Annotated in this window: 17 protein-coding genes, 1 tRNA gene and 1 pseudogene; 4 read left to right on the top strand and 15 right to left on the bottom strand. The window is 38.6% G+C overall.

Annotated elements, in window-relative coordinates; genetic code table 11:
- The first annotated feature begins 32 nt into the window (after positions 1–32).
- The 3 genes from QMD82_04615 to QMD82_04605 are packed head-to-tail and all read left to right on the top strand — an operon-like array spanning position 33 to position 4,475.
- Positions 33–926, top strand: a complete 894-nt coding sequence (locus QMD82_04615) for a DMT family transporter (GenBank protein ID MDI6851200.1) — start codon at positions 33–35, stop codon at positions 924–926.
- Positions 901–3,480, top strand: coding sequence for a hypothetical protein (locus tag QMD82_04610; protein ID MDI6851199.1), 2,580 nt, complete (start codon positions 901–903; stop codon positions 3,478–3,480). Before QMD82_04615 ends, QMD82_04610 begins: the two co-directional genes overlap by 26 nt.
- A complete protein-coding gene (locus tag QMD82_04605; protein ID MDI6851198.1) occupies positions 3,477–4,475 on the top strand; it encodes a zinc-dependent alcohol dehydrogenase family protein in 999 nt (332 codons plus the stop codon). Before QMD82_04610 ends, QMD82_04605 begins: the two co-directional genes overlap by 4 nt.
- On the opposite strand, the gene QMD82_04600 is transcribed toward QMD82_04605, so the two are convergent.
- The 14 genes and pseudogenes from QMD82_04600 to QMD82_04535 all read right to left on the bottom strand — a co-directional run bounded on the left by QMD82_04600 (position 4,465) and on the right by QMD82_04535 (position 17,588).
- Positions 4,465–5,199, bottom strand: a complete 735-nt coding sequence (locus QMD82_04600) for a tetratricopeptide repeat protein (GenBank protein ID MDI6851197.1) — start codon at positions 5,197–5,199, stop codon at positions 4,465–4,467. The genes QMD82_04605 and QMD82_04600 overlap by 11 nt on opposite strands.
- Positions 5,181–5,879, bottom strand: a complete 699-nt coding sequence (locus QMD82_04595) for a hypothetical protein (protein ID MDI6851196.1) — start codon at positions 5,877–5,879, stop codon at positions 5,181–5,183. The genes QMD82_04600 and QMD82_04595 overlap by 19 nt, the downstream gene beginning before the upstream one ends.
- A gap of 74 nt (positions 5,880–5,953) precedes the next feature.
- Positions 5,954–6,115, bottom strand: a pseudogene (gene yidD, locus QMD82_04590) (membrane protein insertion efficiency factor YidD).
- Positions 6,116–6,246: 131 nt separating this feature from the next.
- Complete coding sequence (locus tag QMD82_04585) at positions 6,247–6,894, bottom strand: hypothetical protein (protein MDI6851195.1); 648 nt, start codon at positions 6,892–6,894, stop codon at positions 6,247–6,249.
- Between the two features lie 67 nt (positions 6,895–6,961).
- On the bottom strand, positions 6,962–7,369 hold the full coding sequence (locus QMD82_04580; GenBank protein MDI6851194.1) for a hypothetical protein: 408 nt from the start codon (positions 7,367–7,369) through the stop codon (positions 6,962–6,964).
- 734 nt (positions 7,370–8,103) lie between these two features.
- Positions 8,104–8,814 carry a uracil-DNA glycosylase gene (locus QMD82_04575; GenBank protein ID MDI6851193.1) on the bottom strand — a complete coding sequence of 237 codons (711 nt, stop codon included), beginning with the start codon at positions 8,812–8,814 and terminating at the stop codon, positions 8,104–8,106.
- A complete protein-coding gene (gene coaBC, locus QMD82_04570; GenBank protein MDI6851192.1) occupies positions 8,811–9,980 on the bottom strand; it encodes a bifunctional phosphopantothenoylcysteine decarboxylase/phosphopantothenate--cysteine ligase CoaBC in 1,170 nt (389 codons plus the stop codon). Before coaBC ends, QMD82_04575 begins: the two co-directional genes overlap by 4 nt.
- 11 nt (positions 9,981–9,991) lie before the next feature.
- Positions 9,992–10,234: a DNA-directed RNA polymerase subunit omega gene (locus tag QMD82_04565; GenBank protein ID MDI6851191.1), complete on the bottom strand. Its 243-nt coding sequence runs from the start codon at positions 10,232–10,234 to the stop codon at positions 9,992–9,994.
- Complete coding sequence (locus QMD82_04560) at positions 10,221–10,634, bottom strand: ribonuclease HI family protein (protein ID MDI6851190.1); 414 nt, start codon at positions 10,632–10,634, stop codon at positions 10,221–10,223. The genes QMD82_04565 and QMD82_04560 overlap by 14 nt, the downstream gene beginning before the upstream one ends.
- Positions 10,621–11,358 carry a C4-type zinc ribbon domain-containing protein gene (locus tag QMD82_04555; GenBank protein MDI6851189.1) on the bottom strand — a complete coding sequence of 246 codons (738 nt, stop codon included), beginning with the start codon at positions 11,356–11,358 and terminating at the stop codon, positions 10,621–10,623. Before QMD82_04555 ends, QMD82_04560 begins: the two co-directional genes overlap by 14 nt.
- Before the next feature lie 51 nt (positions 11,359–11,409).
- Positions 11,410–12,741 (bottom strand): phosphoglucosamine mutase, encoded by a 1,332-nt coding sequence (glmM, locus tag QMD82_04550; GenBank protein MDI6851188.1) that lies wholly within the window; start codon positions 12,739–12,741, stop codon positions 11,410–11,412.
- Between the two features lie 12 nt (positions 12,742–12,753).
- Positions 12,754–12,826: transfer RNA gene (locus tag QMD82_04545), tRNA-Thr, on the bottom strand.
- Positions 12,827–12,839: 13 nt separating this feature from the next.
- Positions 12,840–15,488: a pyruvate, phosphate dikinase gene (ppdK, locus tag QMD82_04540; protein MDI6851187.1), complete on the bottom strand. Its 2,649-nt coding sequence runs from the start codon at positions 15,486–15,488 to the stop codon at positions 12,840–12,842.
- A gap of 66 nt (positions 15,489–15,554) precedes the next feature.
- The gene (locus QMD82_04535) at positions 15,555–17,588 is read right to left on the bottom strand and encodes a hypothetical protein (protein MDI6851186.1); all 2,034 of its coding nucleotides are present in this window, start codon (positions 17,586–17,588) and stop codon (positions 15,555–15,557) included.
- 75 nt (positions 17,589–17,663) lie between these two features.
- Between QMD82_04535 and QMD82_04530 the strand changes: the two genes are divergently transcribed.
- Entirely contained in the window at positions 17,664–19,568 is a 1,905-nt protein-coding gene (locus QMD82_04530) for a DUF3160 domain-containing protein (protein MDI6851185.1), read from the top strand.
- Here the strand turns inward: QMD82_04530 and QMD82_04525 are convergent.
- Positions 19,555–20,497, bottom strand: a 943-nt coding sequence (locus tag QMD82_04525; protein MDI6851184.1) for a hypothetical protein, incomplete at its 5' end; no start/stop codon positions are given. The two genes, QMD82_04530 and QMD82_04525, sit on opposite strands and share 14 nt — an antisense overlap.

Raw genomic sequence — 20,497 nt, 5'->3', positions numbered from 1 at the left:
ATAAATTGACCTTCTAATAAAAATTTTGTTGAATGATTTACGCCATATTATCTGTCCTTCTGTGGTCTACACAGGCCACTGCATTCAAATTAACCCTTAGATACACAAATCAATTCGGTCTACTCCTAATATCATCTGTCGTTTCTCTTCTTGTTTATCTACTATGGCTTTCCGCAACAAACAAATTATTTATTGAAATCAAAAATTTTAAAAGAAACACGCGGTCAGCGGTTCTCGGCTTTTTGAATCCCTTTTTATACTATATTGTTCTCTTCACAGCATATAGTCTTTTAAAGGCACAGGAAGCGCTTGTACTAAACTATCTATGGCCAATAGTTTTAACAATCTTAAGCTCCATTTTTTTAAAAAGGCGGATATCTCTTTTAAAGTTATTTGCACTTCTTGTGAGTTTCTCAGGCGCCTTCATTACAATAACGCAGGATGATATAAAAAATCTCTCTTTCAAAAATCCTATCGGTGTATCCTTGGCACTACTTAGCACGGTAATTTGGGCAGTTTATTGGCTAATAAATATGACTGACAAAAGAGAAGCAGAAACGAAGCTCTTCTTCAATTTTTTATTTGGAAATTTATATCTTTTTATTTTTACACTTGTACTAAAACCGTTGAAAATCACTTCCTCCCTTGCGATCCTTGGTGGGGTTTACGTAGGGCTTTTTGAGATGGGAATCACCTTTCTCCTGTGGTTAAAAGCCTTAAATACCGTCAAAGATACTTCAAGGGTCAGCAATCTCATCTATTTTTCTCCTTTTCTCTCACTGCTTTTCATTTCCTTGTTTTTGAAGGAAAAAATTTACACATCAACTATTATCGGACTTGTTCTTATAATAATTGGGGTTTTGTCACAGGAATATCTTCACAAAAGGGAAAATTCGGAAAATGTTAATAATATTAGTGCTAACTAACCATTTGTTCATAAACGCTATAAAGAGCAGAAATTTTGTCGTGTATTATCAAAAGGACTCGATAAATGCGGTAAAAATTTGCAATTTTCTCGAGCAAAACAGGAACAATATTTTAAAAACAACTGGTGGTAATCCTCCTACCCCTCACATTTTTATTGAAGACATAGGCACAATATCCAACGGCTATTCTGACCCAGTATCGAGAAGTATTTCAATTTTTAACTATGTTCCTGGACCGGATTTTCACTTTGGTACGATGAAATCCTGGTGGCGGACAGTATCGGTTCATGAATATACACACCACACTCAACTTTCAAACATAGGCTTTCCTGCCAACATTTTTCGACTATTTTTTGGAAAAATATATTTACCCAATATGCTGTTTTTACCAAGCTATATGCAAGAAGGAATCGCTGTATATAACGAGTCGAATCTCGACCCTAAGGATGGAAGGCTCAATGAAGGCTATTTCGACGCATATCTCAAAATATTAAATGCAAGGAGAAAATTAAGACAAGGTGTTTATTTGAACCACGATCCCGTAGATTACCCACAGGGAGAAATTGTATACTTAATGGGTTCAGAATTCACAGAATTCCTAATAAAGGATTATGGTGAGCAAAAACTAAAAAAGTACTATACCACTGTAGGAAGAATGCCTTTCACTATACCTTTAATCGACATTCCAGCCATCATTGCCTATAAAAAGCCACTAAGCTCACTATGGAAGCGATGGCAACGCAAACTAAAATTTCAAAGGGGATTTTATCCCCTCTCTAAATCATACATAGATCGAGGTTACCACATCAAATACCTGCGAAGTTTTGGAAGGAAAGTTTACTACGTAAAAACAAATTACAAAAGAGTATCGTGGGAGCATAATTACTATGAATCGGATTTATGCGTATTTGATCCCACACCCTGGAAAATTGACAAAATCTATACCGGTGACATTTCTCTTCCCCCTGTTATAGCCGAAAATTCCATATATTTGGGGATACCTGATGTAAAAAAGGGTAATGCTAACATCTCCTATTACGGTATCTACTTTACCAATGCTATAGTGAAAATTGATAGTTCCGGTAAATTCAACTATCTTTTCAATGGCAGAATAAGAGCCTTTGATGTTTCAAGAGACACAATTTTCTATGTGATTGACGAAATCGAGGGGTCTTCATTGTGGAAATTCTGGAACGGAAAACATGAAAAAATAGCTTACTTTGATAATTTAAAAATTCAGCAAGTTTCGTTAGATGACAATTCCTTCTATTTTTTAGCCCATAAAGATTTGGAAGGAAACCAGATATTCAGATTGTCAAAAGAGAAGTTGGAAAAAATAACTGATTTACCTTTTGAAATTGGTTATTTTCAAAAAACGGGGAATAATCTTCTATTCCCTGGTAACTTTAACGGGAAGTGGAGTTTATTCCTCTTTGACATCGGAAACGGAAAGCTTAAAATTTTTGATGAGCCGGTTCTCGCCTATTACCCTGCTCTGGATCCAGAAACGGTTTATTATGTGACAATTGACATCGATGGTGAATATTTATGCACGTCATCACTAAGGAATTTCAAAGATTTTGAATTGGATTTTGAAACCAAACAAAATACATCCCTGGACCAAGAAAACTCTCCTCTTAGAGAAGTAGAAAAAGTAAGCAATTTTGCTTACCTGAAAGAGCTCGCATATCCCGATCTTATCTTACCAGTTTTAACCTTCAATATGAATTACCTGCCGGATCTAAAAAGTGCAAAAATAACCTTTGAAGGAATCCAGTTCCAGGGGCACTCTCCTCTGAATCTTTTGGAATATGCAGGTACAGTTTACTTTAGTAGCCCTCGTAGTAGCCAACTTATTACCTTTTACAATGGCATACCTGCAACAAGCATTGCTTTTTCACTATCAGGCAACAAAAATTATTTTGGTTTCGGAGTAGGCCACATTCTCTATATCAAAAAATATGGATATCTAAGGCAAATGAACCTCTATGGGGAGTCATTTCCATGGGCTTCACAGTTTAGTTTTTCATCGGTAGTTTTGACAAAAATTAATCCTGACGTTTACCAGACTCATTCTATTGGGATACATTTTTCAAATAAAGACATCGTAACCTCTCTCTATCATTTAACGAGGTTTCCAATTGTACGAACTCTACTTTTACAGGGAGAGGTTGGCATAAAACATCTCTATCCTTCAAATGAAATTGAACACGCAGAAGATATAAGATTAACGCTTCCTTTTATAAGGTTTAACTGGGGAAATGATGCTGTTATTCACTTCTTTTATGAAAGAAATTTCCTAAGCTTAGAGTTTTTAAACACCAAAACGAGAAATTTTACTGGAAGCGGCATAATTTTTAGCATGGATCACCTTATGAGTTTAATTAATGGGAACTTTAAAATCGTATTAAGAACGGGATTTATGAAAAAGTTCGGTGAACCTGCTCCTTACATATTCATAACCTTTGAACCAACATCTGTAAACTTTTCTCATGGAATATTTAGAAAGAGGTGGCTATTAAGAGAAATATCAGGAGTGGCAAACCTGCTATGAGGGCAATGGTTTTAGAAAAACCAGCTCCAATTGAAAATCAACCACTTATTTTAAAAGAGCTGGAGATCCCGCAACCTAAAGAGAACAAGGTCCTCATCAGGGTGTTAGCCTGTGGAGTTTGTCACACTGATTTACACATCGTTGAGGGAGATATCATACCTCCCAGATATCCAATCATTCCAGGACATCAGGTTATTGGCAGGATAGAAAATTTAGGCGCCAGGGTGAAAGAGTTTAAAAAGGGTGAACTTGTCGGAGTACCATGGCTTCATTCAACATGTGGCGAATGTAAATATTGCAAAAAAGGATTAAGTAATCTTTGCGAAAATATTTCCTTCACGGGATTTCATGTAAATGGCGGTTATGCTGAATATATGATCGCGAATAAGACCGCCATCTATAGACTACCTGAAACGATAGATATTTTCAGCTTTGCTCCAATTTTATGTGGAGGCGTAATCGGATATAGGGCTTTTAAGCTTACAAATCTGACAGAAGGACAAAAACTTGGACTTGTGGGTTTTGGTTCATCTGCACACATTGTACTACAAATCGCCATCCACAGAAAGATGGAGGTTTACGTATTCTCAAGATCAGAAGCCCACAGGAAGAAGGCATTGGAAATGGGTGCAAAGTGGGTTGGCAAACTGGGAGACACATTTGAAGAAAGGCTTGACGGTATAATAGTATTTGCTCCTGTCGGCGAAACATTAATTGAGAGCCTGAGGTACGTAGATAAAGGAGGCACTGTAGTAAGTGCGGGAATCTATATGAGTGACATCCCCTCCTTCCCTTATAGCTTGCTATATGAAGAAAGAAGCCTCAAGTCAACAGCAAATAGCACGAGAGAAGATGTTGAAGAAACCATTAAACTTGCCGTTGAAATTCCAATAAGGCCTTTGATAAGTACTTATCCTTTAGAACATGCAAACAAAGCTTTACAAGATGTAAAATACTCAAGGTTAGATGGTTCCGCAGTTCTAATTATTGGTTGAAAATGAAAGCTTCTTCGCGTCTTATAAGCTCAGATTCCAACTGCTTTAAAAGAGATTTGAAAAAATTATCATAATAAAGCCGGTACTTAACTTTTGTATTTCTTATTCCGCCACCATAGAATCTCTCAATAATTGGGTAACCCGAAAGGATGGCCTCATAAACAAGGCCTCTTTTAAGATAATAGTAAATTAGATAGGCCCCAAATCCGCTTAAAGCTAACGTCCCAATAAATAGTGGGAAGTCACCAAGGAATACAAGCCCTAAACCGGGTACAATTTTGGTAAGAGTTGTTAACTTATTTAAACTAAGATATTTAGGATGTTCTACTCTCAAAGAATCAAGGATATGAAAAGCTTCAGAATAATTTCCGCCTAATGCAGATGCTATAGAGAATAGGATTCTACCAAGACTATCTGTAAAATCTCCAATTACTATTTGGGCCTCGTCATACTTTTTCAAATTTATCAAACATATTGTAAAAAGCATTTGAACATCATTAGATGGATTCTCATAGAGAATATCCGAATAATAATTTGCCGCCTCTTCAAACATTCCCCTTTTTAAATAAGAAATAGCGATTTTTCTGAGAAGCAAATTGGAATCTGAAGCGGCAAAATATAATTCTCTCTTGTATTCTGTTATAGCGTTAAAAAAGTCGCCTTCTTTAAATAAGGAATCACCGATACTTGTGATGAGTATATAGGTTAAAACCAATATTTCCATACATTGAATCTGACTTCAAAATCCTTGACCGCTTTTTCAAGGCTAACATTATTGTATTCATTAACCGCTACATATGAACCATAAATGTCACCGAGGTAAAAGATCAAAAACAAGGTAGAATAAAGGTAAAATTCAAGTTTTCCGCCACTCTTATATGCACGGTAAGCTAAATAACCAGTCGATACATTTATTATTAAAGAAAGTGCACCATCAAAGGCTCTTCCAGCGTAAATCCTGCCCGTGCCTGGAATGGCAGCAGATAACAAGCCTCCAATAAAAGGAGATTTTCTGATAACCGAAACATCAGGGATCAATGACTTTGCTTTATCAATTTGTCCCCTCCTTAAATACAACCAGGAAAGGAGGGTGTCATTGCTTTGCCAGTAATTTTCAACCAATTCGTAATTTTTTAGATACAAATTGGGGAATCCAAGTTTTATCTTCTTCAACGGGTCGTTATCCGAAATGCGTTCAGCGTACATTAATGCATCTTCATAGGAACCAATTCTAAGAGATAGATATGCAATTTTGTTAGCCGCCAAGTCTTTTAAGGTAGGATCATTCGACTCGTAATAGACCTTTTTGTACTCATATATCGCTCTAAAAAGGTCTCCCTCTTCTTCCAAATGTTTAGCAAACTCAATGAATTGCCCAAAAATAAGCAATAAAAGCACCGTCATTTCACCGGGTCAAAAGCCTTTATTCCTCTGATAGAGTCTTCCTTTATTCCATAATAATCAGGAAAATAAAGCAGTGCGAAACCATGGCACCTTTGAATCCTATCGGAAGCCATTAATACACCTTTAATAACATCATATTTTCTTATTGCCTCATACCCGTAATGGGAACAAGAGGGAATAAAGTTACACACATCACCCTGAACTTTTGAGATTGTTGACTGATATATTCTTATCATCTTTAGTATCAAAAACTTTACAGGATTTGAATATAGAGTGTACTCAAAGCCAGGGCCTGTTTTATCTCTTTTTTCTTGTAAAGTCTCAGGAGCATCAAAAGTTAAAAGCACCAAGAGTAAAGCCAAAACGTTCATTTATCAAAACCTTTATATTCCACCTTTACGTCTTTCGCTATTTCAAGGTAATTTCGAAGTGAATCTGTAAAAGGTACTACCCTTGGGTTCGAAAGTTTGTATATTTCTTCATATTCAGAAGATTTAATCTTCAATGTCATAGGTATGTTCCAATCTTTCACTTTTTGATAATCCGCATAAGTAATCTTTACTATGGTATCACCTTTATCTGAAAGTGTAACCATATCCACAAGGCGATCTCCTTCAAAAGCATAAATTATCTTTAACCCGTTCTCGGGATGAATCCAGATCTCGGTTTTTCTCTCGCTATTCACCTCTCTTTTTAGAAACATAAAACCGGCATTTTTTAGATTGGCGCCTCGCCTCCCAATTGGACCCCCAGGAGTTTGATGTTTAAAAGTGATCCCTGACTTAACTTTAAAAGCTCTCTTTAGACTCGGGTAATTAATAATCATAGTGTCAGAGGAAAAATACAAAACCTGTTTTAAGGGGTTTTCAACACTTATATAGAAAAGGGTGTCATTTCTATATATTTGCCCAGATGCAGTATCTTCTTTGATTGGGTCTTTTAAAATGTGTTGGAAATCAAAAACTATTGTTGAATCAACCTTAAGGACAAAAAAAAGAAAAAAGATTGTTTTCATGTTGAAAAATCGTCCATAAAACTGAGGGGTCTTCAGGACCCCTTAGTTTTATGGACGGATGAGTTTTTTAATAAGCGCTACTTAAAGCTGCACCCCAGATAAGCCAGTAACATCCGTATACAACAACGTAGAGTAAACCACCTATAACACAGCCAGTGATTGCCTTTTTAGTTTGAACATCTTTTCCTGCGCTCTTGTAGCAATCCGTATACGCTGCAACATACTCAGGTGATTTTCCAATCAATCTTGATGCTGGTGGTGTGGGCTCAATAATGTACGCGGCTGCGATGCCTAAAATTCCACCGAAGAATCCGATTGCCAGCCACAACGTTCCATTCACATCCTTCTGAGCATCAAATTCACCCTGCTTACAGGCATTAGCAATCTCTTCAGATTGAGCAGCATTGAGTATTACAGGGTTTGCCACAAACCCTAATACCATTATACCAGTTACCACGTATTTTAGGAGCTTCATTTTTACCTCCTTTTACGTGTGTTGGAATTTTAACTTTAAACATAAGTTCTGTCAAGCACCCGGCATTCCTAAAATAATCTCCTTGAAATGGCTTAATCTCCTCAAAAATTCTGGTAAAGTAAAACGGGACCATACTGCAAAATGGAGGGTATGCATTAGTTGTTCAATTTCCAAAGATAAAGAATTGTGATAGCATAAAGAATTAGATATTCAATCATTGCCCATAATGCCTGGAATTACAAGAAGGCAAGGGAAAAAGACAAGGCTGTATAGCTTATCTTTTGAGGAATGTGGGCAAAAAAGTCTCCTTAAAAGGAGGTAAAGTAGTGCTTGTAGGGGAGTACTCCAAGAAGCTATTATCAGAAAATTGTATTCTTCGAAAGTTCACCTCCTTTGTTTTTAATTCTACTCCAAGTATTCCCAAAATATTAACTTATTCTCTTTAATATCCTTGGTATTAGGATTCATTTGCGAATAACCTTTCCAATTACCAATCTTCCTTTTACTATCACTTTTGTCAGCTATATAGTTCCCTTACTTTCATATACTTTTTCTCCACGGGCTACTTCTGGGCCTGAGGGCCTATTTCACGTGCAATTTGGGAACATCTTTGCAAAATATTCCCTCTTATTCACCATGAATTTTATGTAGATATAGTATTGAACTGTCACTGAAACATTTTAGCATTAAAAAGTTTAAAATAATGAAACTAAAAAATCCAAATTTTTATAAACTCAATCTGGAATTAGCTCTGAGACCAGCTCTTTGAATTTTTTAAGTTGTTGGATATACAGCATCTCCAAGTCAGGGCTCTTTTTACGGATTATATATGAAGGATGCAAAACCGGAAATACCGTTATACTTCCATCTCTAATTTTTCTTGGAGTTCCCAGGACGGCTGTTACATTGACTTTCTCTCCGAGAAAATACCTGACAGAAGGATTTCCCATAGCAAGAATAAATTTCGGTTTAACTATTGATATTTGGGCTTCAAGCCACTCTGAACAGGCAGAAACTTCAGTTTTATTCGGAGCCCTAAAAGATTTTTTGCCAAACTTGTTTAGAAGTGCAACAGGTTTTCCATTTGCACCCGTCGCCAGTTCTACGGGAATACACTTTAAAACATTTGCAATGTACAAATCCCTTTCCCTGTCTATACCGGCTTCTTTAAGGGCATAATTTAAAAATTCACCCGCTCGCCCTACAAAAGGCTTCCCAAGTTTATCTTCATCAGGCCCTGGGGCTTCTCCCACTGCCATGATTCCCGAATAGGGATTTCCCCATCCAAACACAAATTTTTCACGGGTTCGGAAGAGAGGGCATTTCTTACAGTTGCTTGCTTTTTGTTCCAATAGGAATAGTTTTAACTTCTTATTAGAATCTGGGAGCCACACTCTGTCAAATCCAAGAACTTCTCTCCAGATTAAAACACGGGGGTCTTTCATTTTAACATTTTTATTATTTTTTCAACGATTTTTACTGCAAGAGTCTCTTTGGTCACATTCGAAAATTCTTCCAATCCTCCACTCTTATCCATTATGAGACCGCTGGAAAATTCAGAGCCCATGGCGCTTGCATAATTGCCTATTATAATATCCAGATTTTTCTCCTCCAATTTTTTCTTTGCGTAGTCTTCCAAATTATCAGTTTCGAGGGCGAATCCAACAAAGATTTGATTTTCACGCTTTAAAGGTGCAACAGTTTTTAAAATGTCTTTGGTTGGGAGAAGGGTAACTGTTAATCGATCTCCCTTTTTCGATTTCTTCGTATATTGAGACCCCGAACGATAGTCAGAAACAGCTGCTGCCATGATAAGTACATCGGCCTTTTCTACATATTTACGAACTGCTTCCAGCATTTCTTCAGCCGTTCTAACTCGAATGGTTTCGTCTCTACCATAAGGAGGGATGGAAGTTTCACCTACCACCTGAATTAAATTTCCACCATGTTCTTTAACAGCCTTTGCAATATAAAACCCCATCAACCCCGAAGACCTGTTCGTAATGACACGGACAGCATCTATGGGCTCCTCCGTTCTCCCGTAACACAAAAGAACTTTATAATCTTTTAATGGTGAACCTTTTAACACCGCCTCAATATCTTCGACAATGAACTCCTCTTTCAAGAGCCGACCACAACCGATCTCACCCGATGCCAGCACCCCTTTTTCTGGACCGGAAACAAAAGTACCTCGAAATTCTTTTAAGTACTCAACAGAACCTTGAATTTCAAGATTTAGCCACATCTCTTGGTGCATGGCAGGCGCAATTAGCAAAGGACCCTTAAAGGCAAGAACTGTTGAAGTTAGGAGATTGTCTGCCAATCCATATCTTATTTTAGATATGGTATTTGCGGTGCATGGTACTATTGCGATTAAATCAGCCCATCGGGCAAGTTCAATGTGAACACTCTTTCCTGTCTTCCAGAAATCCTCATCAGTGTAAACATCGCCGCTGATGGTAGACTTTACAAGAAGACGTGATAAAAATTTTTGAGCAGATTCGGTTAATATTGCCCTTACGCTGTGGCCTCGCTTTTCAAGGATACGGAGGACATTTATTGATTTATAAACGGATACACTGCCAGTTAGACCAATTACTATCTTAGCCACTTAGTTTTAACCTACTCTTCTGTAGCTTTTTCCTGCTCAAGCCTATATTTTACACCTTCGCGCAGAATCCTATACAACGCAAGTACCGTTGGCTTTGTGTCTTCGTCACTGAAACCAAGCCGGGCAGCAACTTCTCTTTCTTGCCTTGTATCGACTATAACCTTAGCAATCCTTGAGGCAAGCAAAACTACTAAATACCTGGAACCATATTTTTCTTTTAATTCATCCATAACTCTGAATTTACTTTTTACCATTCTTTCCCTCCTTCGAAACATTCTTGGCAAGCAAATCGGTTTCAAAATTTCTCTCTCTGCCAATATGGATCAATTGCCAATTTTTAAAATTTTTAAGCAAACTCAATGCTTCATCTCTTAACGGCTTAAGATTGCTGGCTCTTACCTTGTAAACACCATTGATGTGATTTACAAGAAGCTCCGAATCCGAATAGACTGTAATGTCGCCGCATCCGACCTCTTTAGCAGCCTTCAAGGCTTCTATTAAGCCGTGATACTCCGCCTCATTATTGGTCTTTATACCAAGATAAATACTTTTTTCAAGGATTTTCTTTCCCTCACAGTATATAATAAATCCACATCCTGCTTCACCAGGGTTACCTCTCGACGATCCATCAATAAAAAGTTCACACTTCCTCATAATAGTAAATTATACGTCCACAATTGGGACATCTTGAATATGGATGTTTCGACTTCAATTCTTGAACAAAGGATAGGGGCAAAACGCTATAACAGCCTGAGCAAATATAGTCCTTTTCCGTTTTCGGTGACTCATTCTCAATGACTCTACAAATTGCATAACTTCCATATTTTGACTGCAATTTAAGATATAATTGTTTCTCTTTTTCCGGTAGCTTTTCGAGAAGTATTTTTTTCTTCTCCTCGTTCATAGCCAGCCGATTTTCTATTTCTGCCAATTGCTGTTTTGAGATACTAACAGCGTTCTCAAGCTCCTTTTTCTTTTCTTCAAGAAATTTAGTTTTTTCAGGCAATTCTTTCTGCAATCTTTCAACCAATTCCATCTGTAAGAATATTTCTTCTTCCTTTTTAATCTTTTCCATGTTGGCATGTTCAATCTGAGAGATCATTGCACGATACTCTTCATTACTTTTTACCTGTCTCGATTTTTCCTGAAAATTCCTAATTTTTTCCTGAATTTCACGATGGTCCACTTCGAGTTCTCTCAACTTTATTTCTTCTTTTTTTAAACTTGCTTCCATTTTATCCTTTTCAGCTGCCAGTTTCTGAATTTCATTTTCAAGTTGCTGAATTTCTTGGGGCAAATTCACTTTCTTATGTTTCAATTCCTCTATTTCGCTATCAAGATTTTGTATTTGCACAAAAATTTTTAAAATTTCGTTCATACCGTAAAAATTTTACAATTGAGTCTTCGAATATTCAAGAAAATGGCAAAATTACGCAGAAAGTACCTCTTCTGCCTTGGCAATCAAGGAAAGAGTTTCCTCCTCTGAAGGAGACTCTGCGTAAATTCTTACAACTGGCTCGGTGTTCGATTTTCTAATATGAATCCATGCATCCTTTTTTCTTAGATAAACCCCATCGGTAAGGTCCACATTAAACCTCTTAAAAGCCTTTTCAAGCTTTTCCACGGGTAATTCCGAATAATACTTTACCTGTTTCTTCATCATGAAAAACTTCGGAATTGAAGAATAAATAGGGTATATGTTCTCTTCAGCCATTAGGGAAAGGATTATCGCAATACCGGTTAAAGAATCCCTACAGGCGTTTATCGCAGGAAAAATAACTCCTCCATTACCTTCTCCCCCAATAATTGCGCCTTTTTCAATCATCATCTTTACTACATTGGCTTCGCCAACGGCGGTGCGAAAAACTTTCACTTTATAATTTTCAGCAACGTGTTCCACTATCATAGACGTAGAGAGGTTGACAACAACATCGCCTTTTTTCTTGCCCAAAATATAGTAAGCACAAAGGGGAACAGTGTATTCTTCGGAAAGCAATCCTATGTCTCTGAATCCTACAAGAAGTCTGTCACCATCAGGGTCTGTGGCAAAGGCCACATCAGCATCTTTTTCGAAGAGTAGATTCTCGAGCTCCATTAAATGCTCCTTTTTGGGTTCAGGATTCCTTGTAAATTCTCCTGAATCATCACAATTGATACCAAAAACCTCGGCACCGAGTTCTTCAAGTAGTGTAGGTATAGCGTTATAAGCAGCACCGTTTATGCAATCACACACAACTTTAAACTTTCTCTTTCTTATAAGAGGCGCGTTAATAAATGGACTTGCCAAGATCTTCTCTATATGGTCTTTAATAGTGTTAACATTCTGCCTTAGTGGCTTGAATCCATCAAATCTTGACCAGGTAGGTTCTTCCTGAGCCAATTTTTCAACTTTCACAACATCTTCATTTGAGATAAAAAGGCCATTTCCGTTGGCAAACTTCAATGCATTCCACTCAATAGGGTTATGGCTGGCGGTAATCATTACCCCACCATCTGCTTTTCTTTCTCGGATTGCAAAGAGAAGAGTGGGGGTAGGTACCACTCCAAGGTCTATAACTTCCTTGCCAAGAGAAAGCAAGGTTGAAATTACTGCTAATTTTATTGCAACGCTATGTGGTCTTGTGTCTTGAGCCACAAAATACAATTTACCGCCGTTATGCCGTGCAAAAGCTGAAGTGTACTTGACAACAAGCGGTATAGTCAAGCCTTCCCCAACTATACCTCGAAGGCCTGATACCGAAAATAGTGCTCTATTTTCCATAATTAATAAAAAAGCTGGCGGGCGGACTCGAACCGCCAACCTGCGCATTACGAATGCGCTGCTCTGCCGATTGAGCTACGCCAGCTTTTTCAGTCTTATTAATGTGGTAACCTCTGCCTTTTCATTTTTTCCTTTACAACAGCTTGAGCAGCTGCGAGTCTGGCAATTGGAACACGGAAGGGCGAACAGGAGACGTAATCCATACCAACTCTGTGGCAGAACTCCACCGAGGACGGCTCACCACCATGTTCACCGCAAATACCAACCTTGAGATTCGGTCTTGTGGATCTACCCTTTTCAATGCCAATTTTAACAAGAGCACCTACTCCTTCCTGATCAAGTACCTGGAAAGGATCATCCTTCAAAATGCCAAGTTCTATGTATTTAGGTACAAATTTCCCGACATCATCCCTGGAAAAGCCAAAGGTAGTTTGGGTCAAGTCATTTGTACCGAAAGAGAAAAACTCGGCAGTCTGAGCAATCTTATCTGCAGTTACACAGGCTCTGGGCAATTCAATCATTGTTCCTACAGTATACTCTACCTCAATACCCTTTTCTTTCATCACTTCGGCGGCAACTCTATCAATAATTGCCTTCTGGTTATCCAGCTCATCTTTTAGCGACACAATAGGGACCATTATCTCAGGAATGGCCTTTACCCCTTCCTTTATACATTCGCATGCAGCCTCAAAAATTGCCCTTGCCTGCATCTCCGTTATCTCTGGATAAACGATGCCAAGACGACAACCTCTGTGACCAAGCATAGGATTAGCTTCTCGGAGAGCCTCAGACTTTGCAGCAATCTCTTCCACAGATATTCCCGTTTTCCTTGAAAGCTCCTCCATCTGCTCTTTTGTTTTTGGAACGAACTCGTGAAGAGGTGGATCCAACAAGCGAATCGTCACTGGGAAACCATCCATAGCCTTAAAGATTCCTTTAAAGTCTTCTCTTTGCATCGGTAGTAATTTTGCCAGTGCTCTTTCTCTTTCTTCCTTAGTCTTCGCCAGTATCATTTCTTGCATGGCATAAATTCTTTCACCCTCAAAGAACATGTGCTCCGTTCTGCAAAGTCCTATACCCTCAGCCCCAAATTTCCTGGCTCTTTCTGCATCCGCAGGAGTATCCGCATTAGCACGAACACCAATCCATCTGATTTCATCAGCCCATCTGAGGAGCTCGTTAAATTCCTCAAAAAGTTCAGGATCTACCGTTGGCACTTTGCCAAGCAAGACTTCACCCGTCGAGCCATCAATGGTAATTATATCTCCTTTCTTAACTACAACATCTCTTACTCTGAAGAGGTTATTTTCGTAGTCAACTTCAATCTCCTCGGCACCAACCACACAGGGCTTTCCGATACCCCGTGCAACGACAGCCGCATGGGATGTCATTCCCCCTCTTGCAGTAAGAATACCCCTCGATCTTGCCATCCCGCGAATATCATCAGGGGAGGTTTCATCTCTCACAAGAATGACAGGTTCTCCAGCCTCCGAGAGGTCAGCAGCTTCATCAGAATCAAATATTACCTTACCCCATGCAGCCCCAGGTGAAGCAGGAAGGCCTTTTGTAAGCACGACCTTCTCTGCCTTCGGGTCAATCATCGGGTGTAATAGTTGCTCAATCCTCCTTGGATCAACTCTTAAAACTGCTTCTTCTTTAGTTATCAATCCTTCTTTTACCATATCAACAGCAATCTTTACCTCCGCACGAGCACTTCTTTTCCCAACCCTGGTCTGAAGTATGTAAACTTTTCCTTTCTCAATAGTGAACTCGATATCCATCATGTCCCTGTAGTGTTTCTCGAGTCTGTCAAAAATCTCAAGTAATTCTTTATATGCTTGAGGCATGTCCTTAGCAAGCAACTGCAGTTTCTTTGGAGTTCTTATTCCAGCGACAACATCTTCACCCTGAGCATTAGGAAGATACTCGCCGTAAACCGTCTTCTCACCCGTAGATGGGTCCCTTGTAAAGGCTACGCCGGTTGCACAATCAAATCCCATGTTCCCAAATACCATTGTCTGAACATTACATGCGGTTCCCCATTCATCGGGGATCCTATGAAGCCTTCTGTATTCAATGGCCCTCTTATTGTTCCAAGATTTAAAAACTGCTTCAATTGCGAGCCACAGCTGCTCTACCGGGTCTTGGGGAAAGGGCTTTCCCGTAACTTTTTTGACTATGTCCTTATATTCCTCGACGAGTTCCTTTAATTCTTTTGTCGGAACTTCGAAATCTTCCTTAACACCTACTTCTGCCTTCTTGGCTCTTAGTCTTTCTTCAAAAAGGTTCCTATCAACACCAAGAACAACGTCTGAGAACATCTGAATAAATCTACGATAAGAGTCATAAGCAAATCGCTCATCGTTGGTCTTTTTTGCAAGCCCCTGAACCGATTGGTCATTTAGACCAAGGTTCAAAATGGTGTCCATCATGCCTGGCATTGATGTACGAGCACCAGACCTTACTGAAACAAGCAGCGGATTATCAACAGAACCAAAGATCTTTCCTGTCAAATTCTCCAATTTCTTCAGATTTTCTCTAACCTCCTCTTCAAGACCCGGAGGAAAAGTTCCATTTTTGAAGTAATATACACAAGCTTCCGTTGTAATCGTAAAACCCGGTGGGACTGGAATGCCAATATTAGTCATCTCATGGAGGTTGGCACCTTTACCCCCAAGCAAATTCTTCATGTCTTTGTTGCCTTCAGCTTTTCCGCCTCCAAAAAAGTAAACATATTTTTTCGCCATTGAAAACCTCCTTTGTTTTAAATTATAAATTCCTCGCCGCGTACACTCAACAAAGAGATAATAAAATTACTTCAAGAGAATCTTAACAGGTTCATTGTCACCAGAGACAATTATATAAATTCCTCTTGCCCATCCATAGGTGTCGAAGAAATACAAGTCACCATCCAATTTAGCTCGGTATGGCAATCTTCTCATTGAGAGGTCGTATACTTTTGGTTCTTCGGGCGCATCCACGTAAATTCTCTCGCCAACCTTCGCGGGATTCGGAAAAACCCGAAAAGACTCTCTTTTAAGATAAGGAAAGAGAGGTTTCATCAGCATAATGCCCTCCTGCCCTCCAACTACAAAAGTTCCGTCATCCATTATCTCCATCACATCCCTGACGCGGTAATACTGCTCATTAATAGGAGTAAATGGAGAATTTAAACTGGTAAAGGAGTAAACCAAAGAGTCGTTGTAAACCAATTGAATCGCTGAATCCGTTAGCGCAACCACGAAATTTTTGTAAAATTCAATATCTCTCACATAACCAGTTGAAATCCTTTTTACGTCTCTGCCACTATAAACCAGCAGTCCACCGCTTGTCCCAATGTACATCTTCTCGCCTCTGCTCTTTACAACACTCACCAGAGAAGAATTCAAATCCGAAGGATTAAGCCTCAAAACCAAATTTCCCGAAGTATCTATAATTATAAGTCCTTCATTTTCAGTCCCTATAAGGTAGCGGTCATCCCCTGTCTGCTCGACAAAGAATGGATAATTTACTTTAAATACTTCCTCTGCTATAAAGAATGAACCATATTTGTGAATCCTGTATATTCCATCCTGCCAGAGAGCTACGAGAGTATCCTTTGCAATGGAAATATGGGATATAATCCTCGTTGGTAACTCATTTACAATATGTTGAAGACGACCGGACCTATCAAAAACATAAATTCCCGGGCTGTTTGTCGAATATAACCCAACCCAAATTTTACCAGAATCATCAATATCTATGCTTCTTACCGCATGATCAATACCTTTTAATCCCTCACCATAGTGAAATTCCTGGCCATCAAAAATTAAAAGTTTTGAAGGTAGAGAAATGGAATCCGAAGTCCAGGCAAGGATGCCCGCCGCTATAATGCCGTCCTTAAATTTAAGTGATGTAACAAGATTGAACAATGTGGGGCTACCGAAAGAATAAACTCTACTTCCGTCAAAATACCTCCATGGAGGCCCATAGTAAGAAAACTCACGATTAGATGTGAAAAAGGTAAAGATGATTCCTGAATCACCCAAGGGAATAATGCAAGCGGACGGATAATTTAAAATTTTTCTCAAACTTCGATTTTCAAACAAAAAGGTTCCCCAGTTGCTTCCAAGATATACCTTGTTATCATCTTTAACAGCAGTATATACAGAACCTGCATCAAAAATTAAAGTTGTTTCAGCAGAAGCAAACACGAGCTTAGATCCCGTAGAATATAGAATACCATCATCCAACTCTTTCGCTATTCCAAACCCTCCGTAATTTAAAGGAACATCAATCCGGAAAGTGCTGTCGGGTGTCCAGCCGTAAATATTTGTTGGTGTTACAATGTAAGCAAAATCCTTACCTTTTTCAATAAATTTAACTGAGTCACGTATAACCAGGGGTGGGTAAACCCTATCGTCCTCTGGATTAAGGTTCCCACCGGTTTTTAAAACAAACAACCCGTAATCTGTACCAAGTAAAAAATAGTCTTCATCGAAATATTTAATTATTTTGGCCTTGCGTAATGTGATTATTGGCAAATCATAGGCTTCAAAAATATCTGAGGCTTTTCTTTTAACCTGTATTCCAGCATCCCTCACAACAACCCACAAATTTCCTTCACTATCTTCATCTACATCCAGCACATAGTTACTTCTCAAACCATTGGCAGTGGTGAATACCCTGTAAGAAAAACTAAAAAAACTATCAGAGTGGGAAATCGTCGATGGTGCAAAACTTACCACACCACCTACGGTGGCAACAAATATCGTATCCGAAGCTTTTACCGAGGAAAAGGCATTGTTGAAATTGGTAAGATATTGAGAACTGAAGACATAAGAAAATAGAAGAAATGCAAGTGGCATGTGGAAATATTAAAGCAATCAACATGCATTAGCAAAAACAATCTAACGAAAAAACAGCATTATAATTTACTCACTATGTTAGTCTTCATTACTCTTTTAGCATTAACTTTAAACGGTGGTGAAAAGTTGGGGCGCATAAACATGGAAGATGCCCTGAAGAGAAATGGATTTATAGCAATAAAGAGTAGCGAAAGCCACTTTCCCGCAATCTACAAAAAAATCAAAAACCAAAATGAACCAATGTACATCACCATAGACCCGCTTCTTCACGGAGTCCACCTTATCTACGACTTCACCCTGAGAACCCTTGAAACAGAACAATTCTATTCCGATTTAAAAACAATGCTCCTGAAACTCGACAGCAGGTTTAGAGAATTGAAAAATGTCAAAAATCGGCATATAAAAGAAACCTCGCTTACAAACCTTGCCTACGTGGAGGTTGCTTTAAAACTTCTTGACCCGAAATTTAGCCTTGATAAGGACGTCAAAGATGTTGTTGAAGCAGAAATAAATTTGATTTCTGAACATGCTGGATTTGACACTTCAAGAGTATTGAAGGTTTTTGAAGACTACTCCCAGTATGTTCCCCGAGGGCATTATACAAGGACTGATACTCTTAAAAGATACTTCCTAAGTATGATGTGGCTTGGAAGGATGCCTTTTTACATTTTCCCTGATACTGAAAATCTCGATCGCAATATTTTTCTTACAAGATGTGCCATTTTGATGGCACAGGCAATATCAGAGGATTCAGAGATCCAGAAACTCTACGAGCGGATTTACGAAATCACATCTTATCTGGTGGGAAAAAGCGACGACCTGAACTTTGTAGAATTAATACCTTTAATAGAAAAGCAATTCCCAGACTTTCCCGTCGGTTTTTCCGACGACTCGCAGATTCTAAATTTTATGAAAAAAGCGTCAAAACTGAGAAAACCATCAATTTATTCAACCTGGTTTAGGGACATAGACAATCCAGAAGAAATCCTTTTATCTTGCAAATTTATGTCCCAGAGGTTTATACCAGATTCATACATATTCCAAAACCTTGTTTATGCAAAGGTTGGAACAGCCTCAAAGCCGAGGCTCTTCCCAAGGGGATTAGATCTACTTGCGGTTCTTGGCAACGATAGAGCAAAAGATATTTTACTTAATTTTTACAATGAAGGGCAGTATAAAAACTACACGAAAATGCTGGACAGCCTCCAGAAATGGGCGCAGGCAATAAAAATTGAAGAATGGCACCAAAATGCTTACTGGCACTGGCTTTATATAATTAAAACCTTAAACGAAACTCCCCGTTTTCCCCCTTTCCTCAAGGTCAACGTCACCGCCTACCGGGACAAACTACTGATTACGCAACAAGGTTTCTGGGCAGAATTAAGGCATGATACCATTCTTTATGCAAAACAGAGCTACACTGCAAGGGTTACAGGCATAAGACCGGAACCAGTTTTTCCTGATGTGATAGTAGAACCTGTACCCCAAAGCTATCGTGAGATAATAAGATTCCTTGAATCTTTCAAAAACAAACTTGTTTCTTATGACTTTAAAAATGAAACCATATCTGAAAAAATTGAAGAACTAAAAGAGTTAACAGAAATGATCCTTGAAGCCTGCGAGCTTCAGACAGCAAATAAAAAGTTGCCTTTAAACAAAGCCAAATACCTCTACTCCTTCGGAGAAATACTGGAAAGAATTTACACTTTTCCTTCATCATTCACTCAAAATGAAGAGGATACTCTATTGCCCTTAATAGCGGATGTACATACCGATGTAAATTCCGGCCTCGTCCTGGAAGTTGCTGTTGGTTTTCCGCTGGAACTTTACATTCAAGGTGACGGGAAAATATTTAAAGGAGCCATGTTCTCATACTACGAGTTTAAGCAGCCCATGAAAGATAGACTGACAGACAAAGAATGGCAGGAAAAAGCAAACTCTGTTCCCTTTGAAAAGTGGATTTCTTTTATCGCGGAGTAAATTTCTTGATAAGTTCTCCGAGATTCAACGTCAATCCTTCCACAAAGAAAGCGGTTCTTCCATTAAGAAGCAGAGCAAAGGAAGGTTGCTTACGAAATCCTGCCTTTTTTAGTTCTTCTGAATCAATTTTGACGACATCACCCTCAAGCCCATTCTCTTTAAGATAAGAATAAGCTGAAAGTGTGTCTGCCGTAAGGACTATCAATTTCCCACTAAAGCTTTGAAGGTCTCTCAATGCGGAATTCAACGAAGACTTGGAAGCCTCAGATGTAAGATCAAGCCACGCAATTAAAAAATTACCCCTTTCCACTTCACAACCGCCCAAAACCTCTTTCAACTTCTCCAGATTAATTTTTCTGACCACCAAATCACCCTCTTTCATTAACTCTATAGGAATTGAGACATCAAACCTGATTGAAGTTATACTATCTTTAGCCACCACAAACTCCCGACTTTTACCAAACACATCTCCCCATGCATTTCTAAAACCATACATCAGGTAATATCTTCCCGCTTCAAGTTCAAAGATCACGCATGTATCCTGAGAAACACCCTCAACATCAAGTCCTGTGGGATAATCCTTGAAAAATTGAACTGAATAATTGTAATAATAATTGAAATCAGAGGTAACGTTAACGCCGTTCCTGTAAAAAGCCACTACCACCTTGCCCTTTTCAAGCTTTTTAGGGATTTTTCTTTCCAGTGTAAAAACTTTCCATCCGTCAACGTAATATTGAACACCCTTTAAATCATCGGTGAGTTTTGCAGGAATACCGAAAGTTCTTAAAACAGCAGAAATAAAGATGTATATTTCCCTATCACTTCCCTGTTTTAGCATAAGAGTCTGCACAGGGTTTTGCAAAGGTTTATAAAACTCTCTGGTGTTAACCCTCTTTATATTGTCCAGAACCCATTTTAGAAAAGCCCGG

Source organism: bacterium (genome assembly GCA_030019025.1).
GTDB lineage: Bacteria > Hydrothermota > Hydrothermia > UBA1063 > UBA1063 > UBA1063.
Note: the sequence above shows the minus strand (reverse complement) of the source record. Positions and strands in the feature narration are given on the sequence as shown.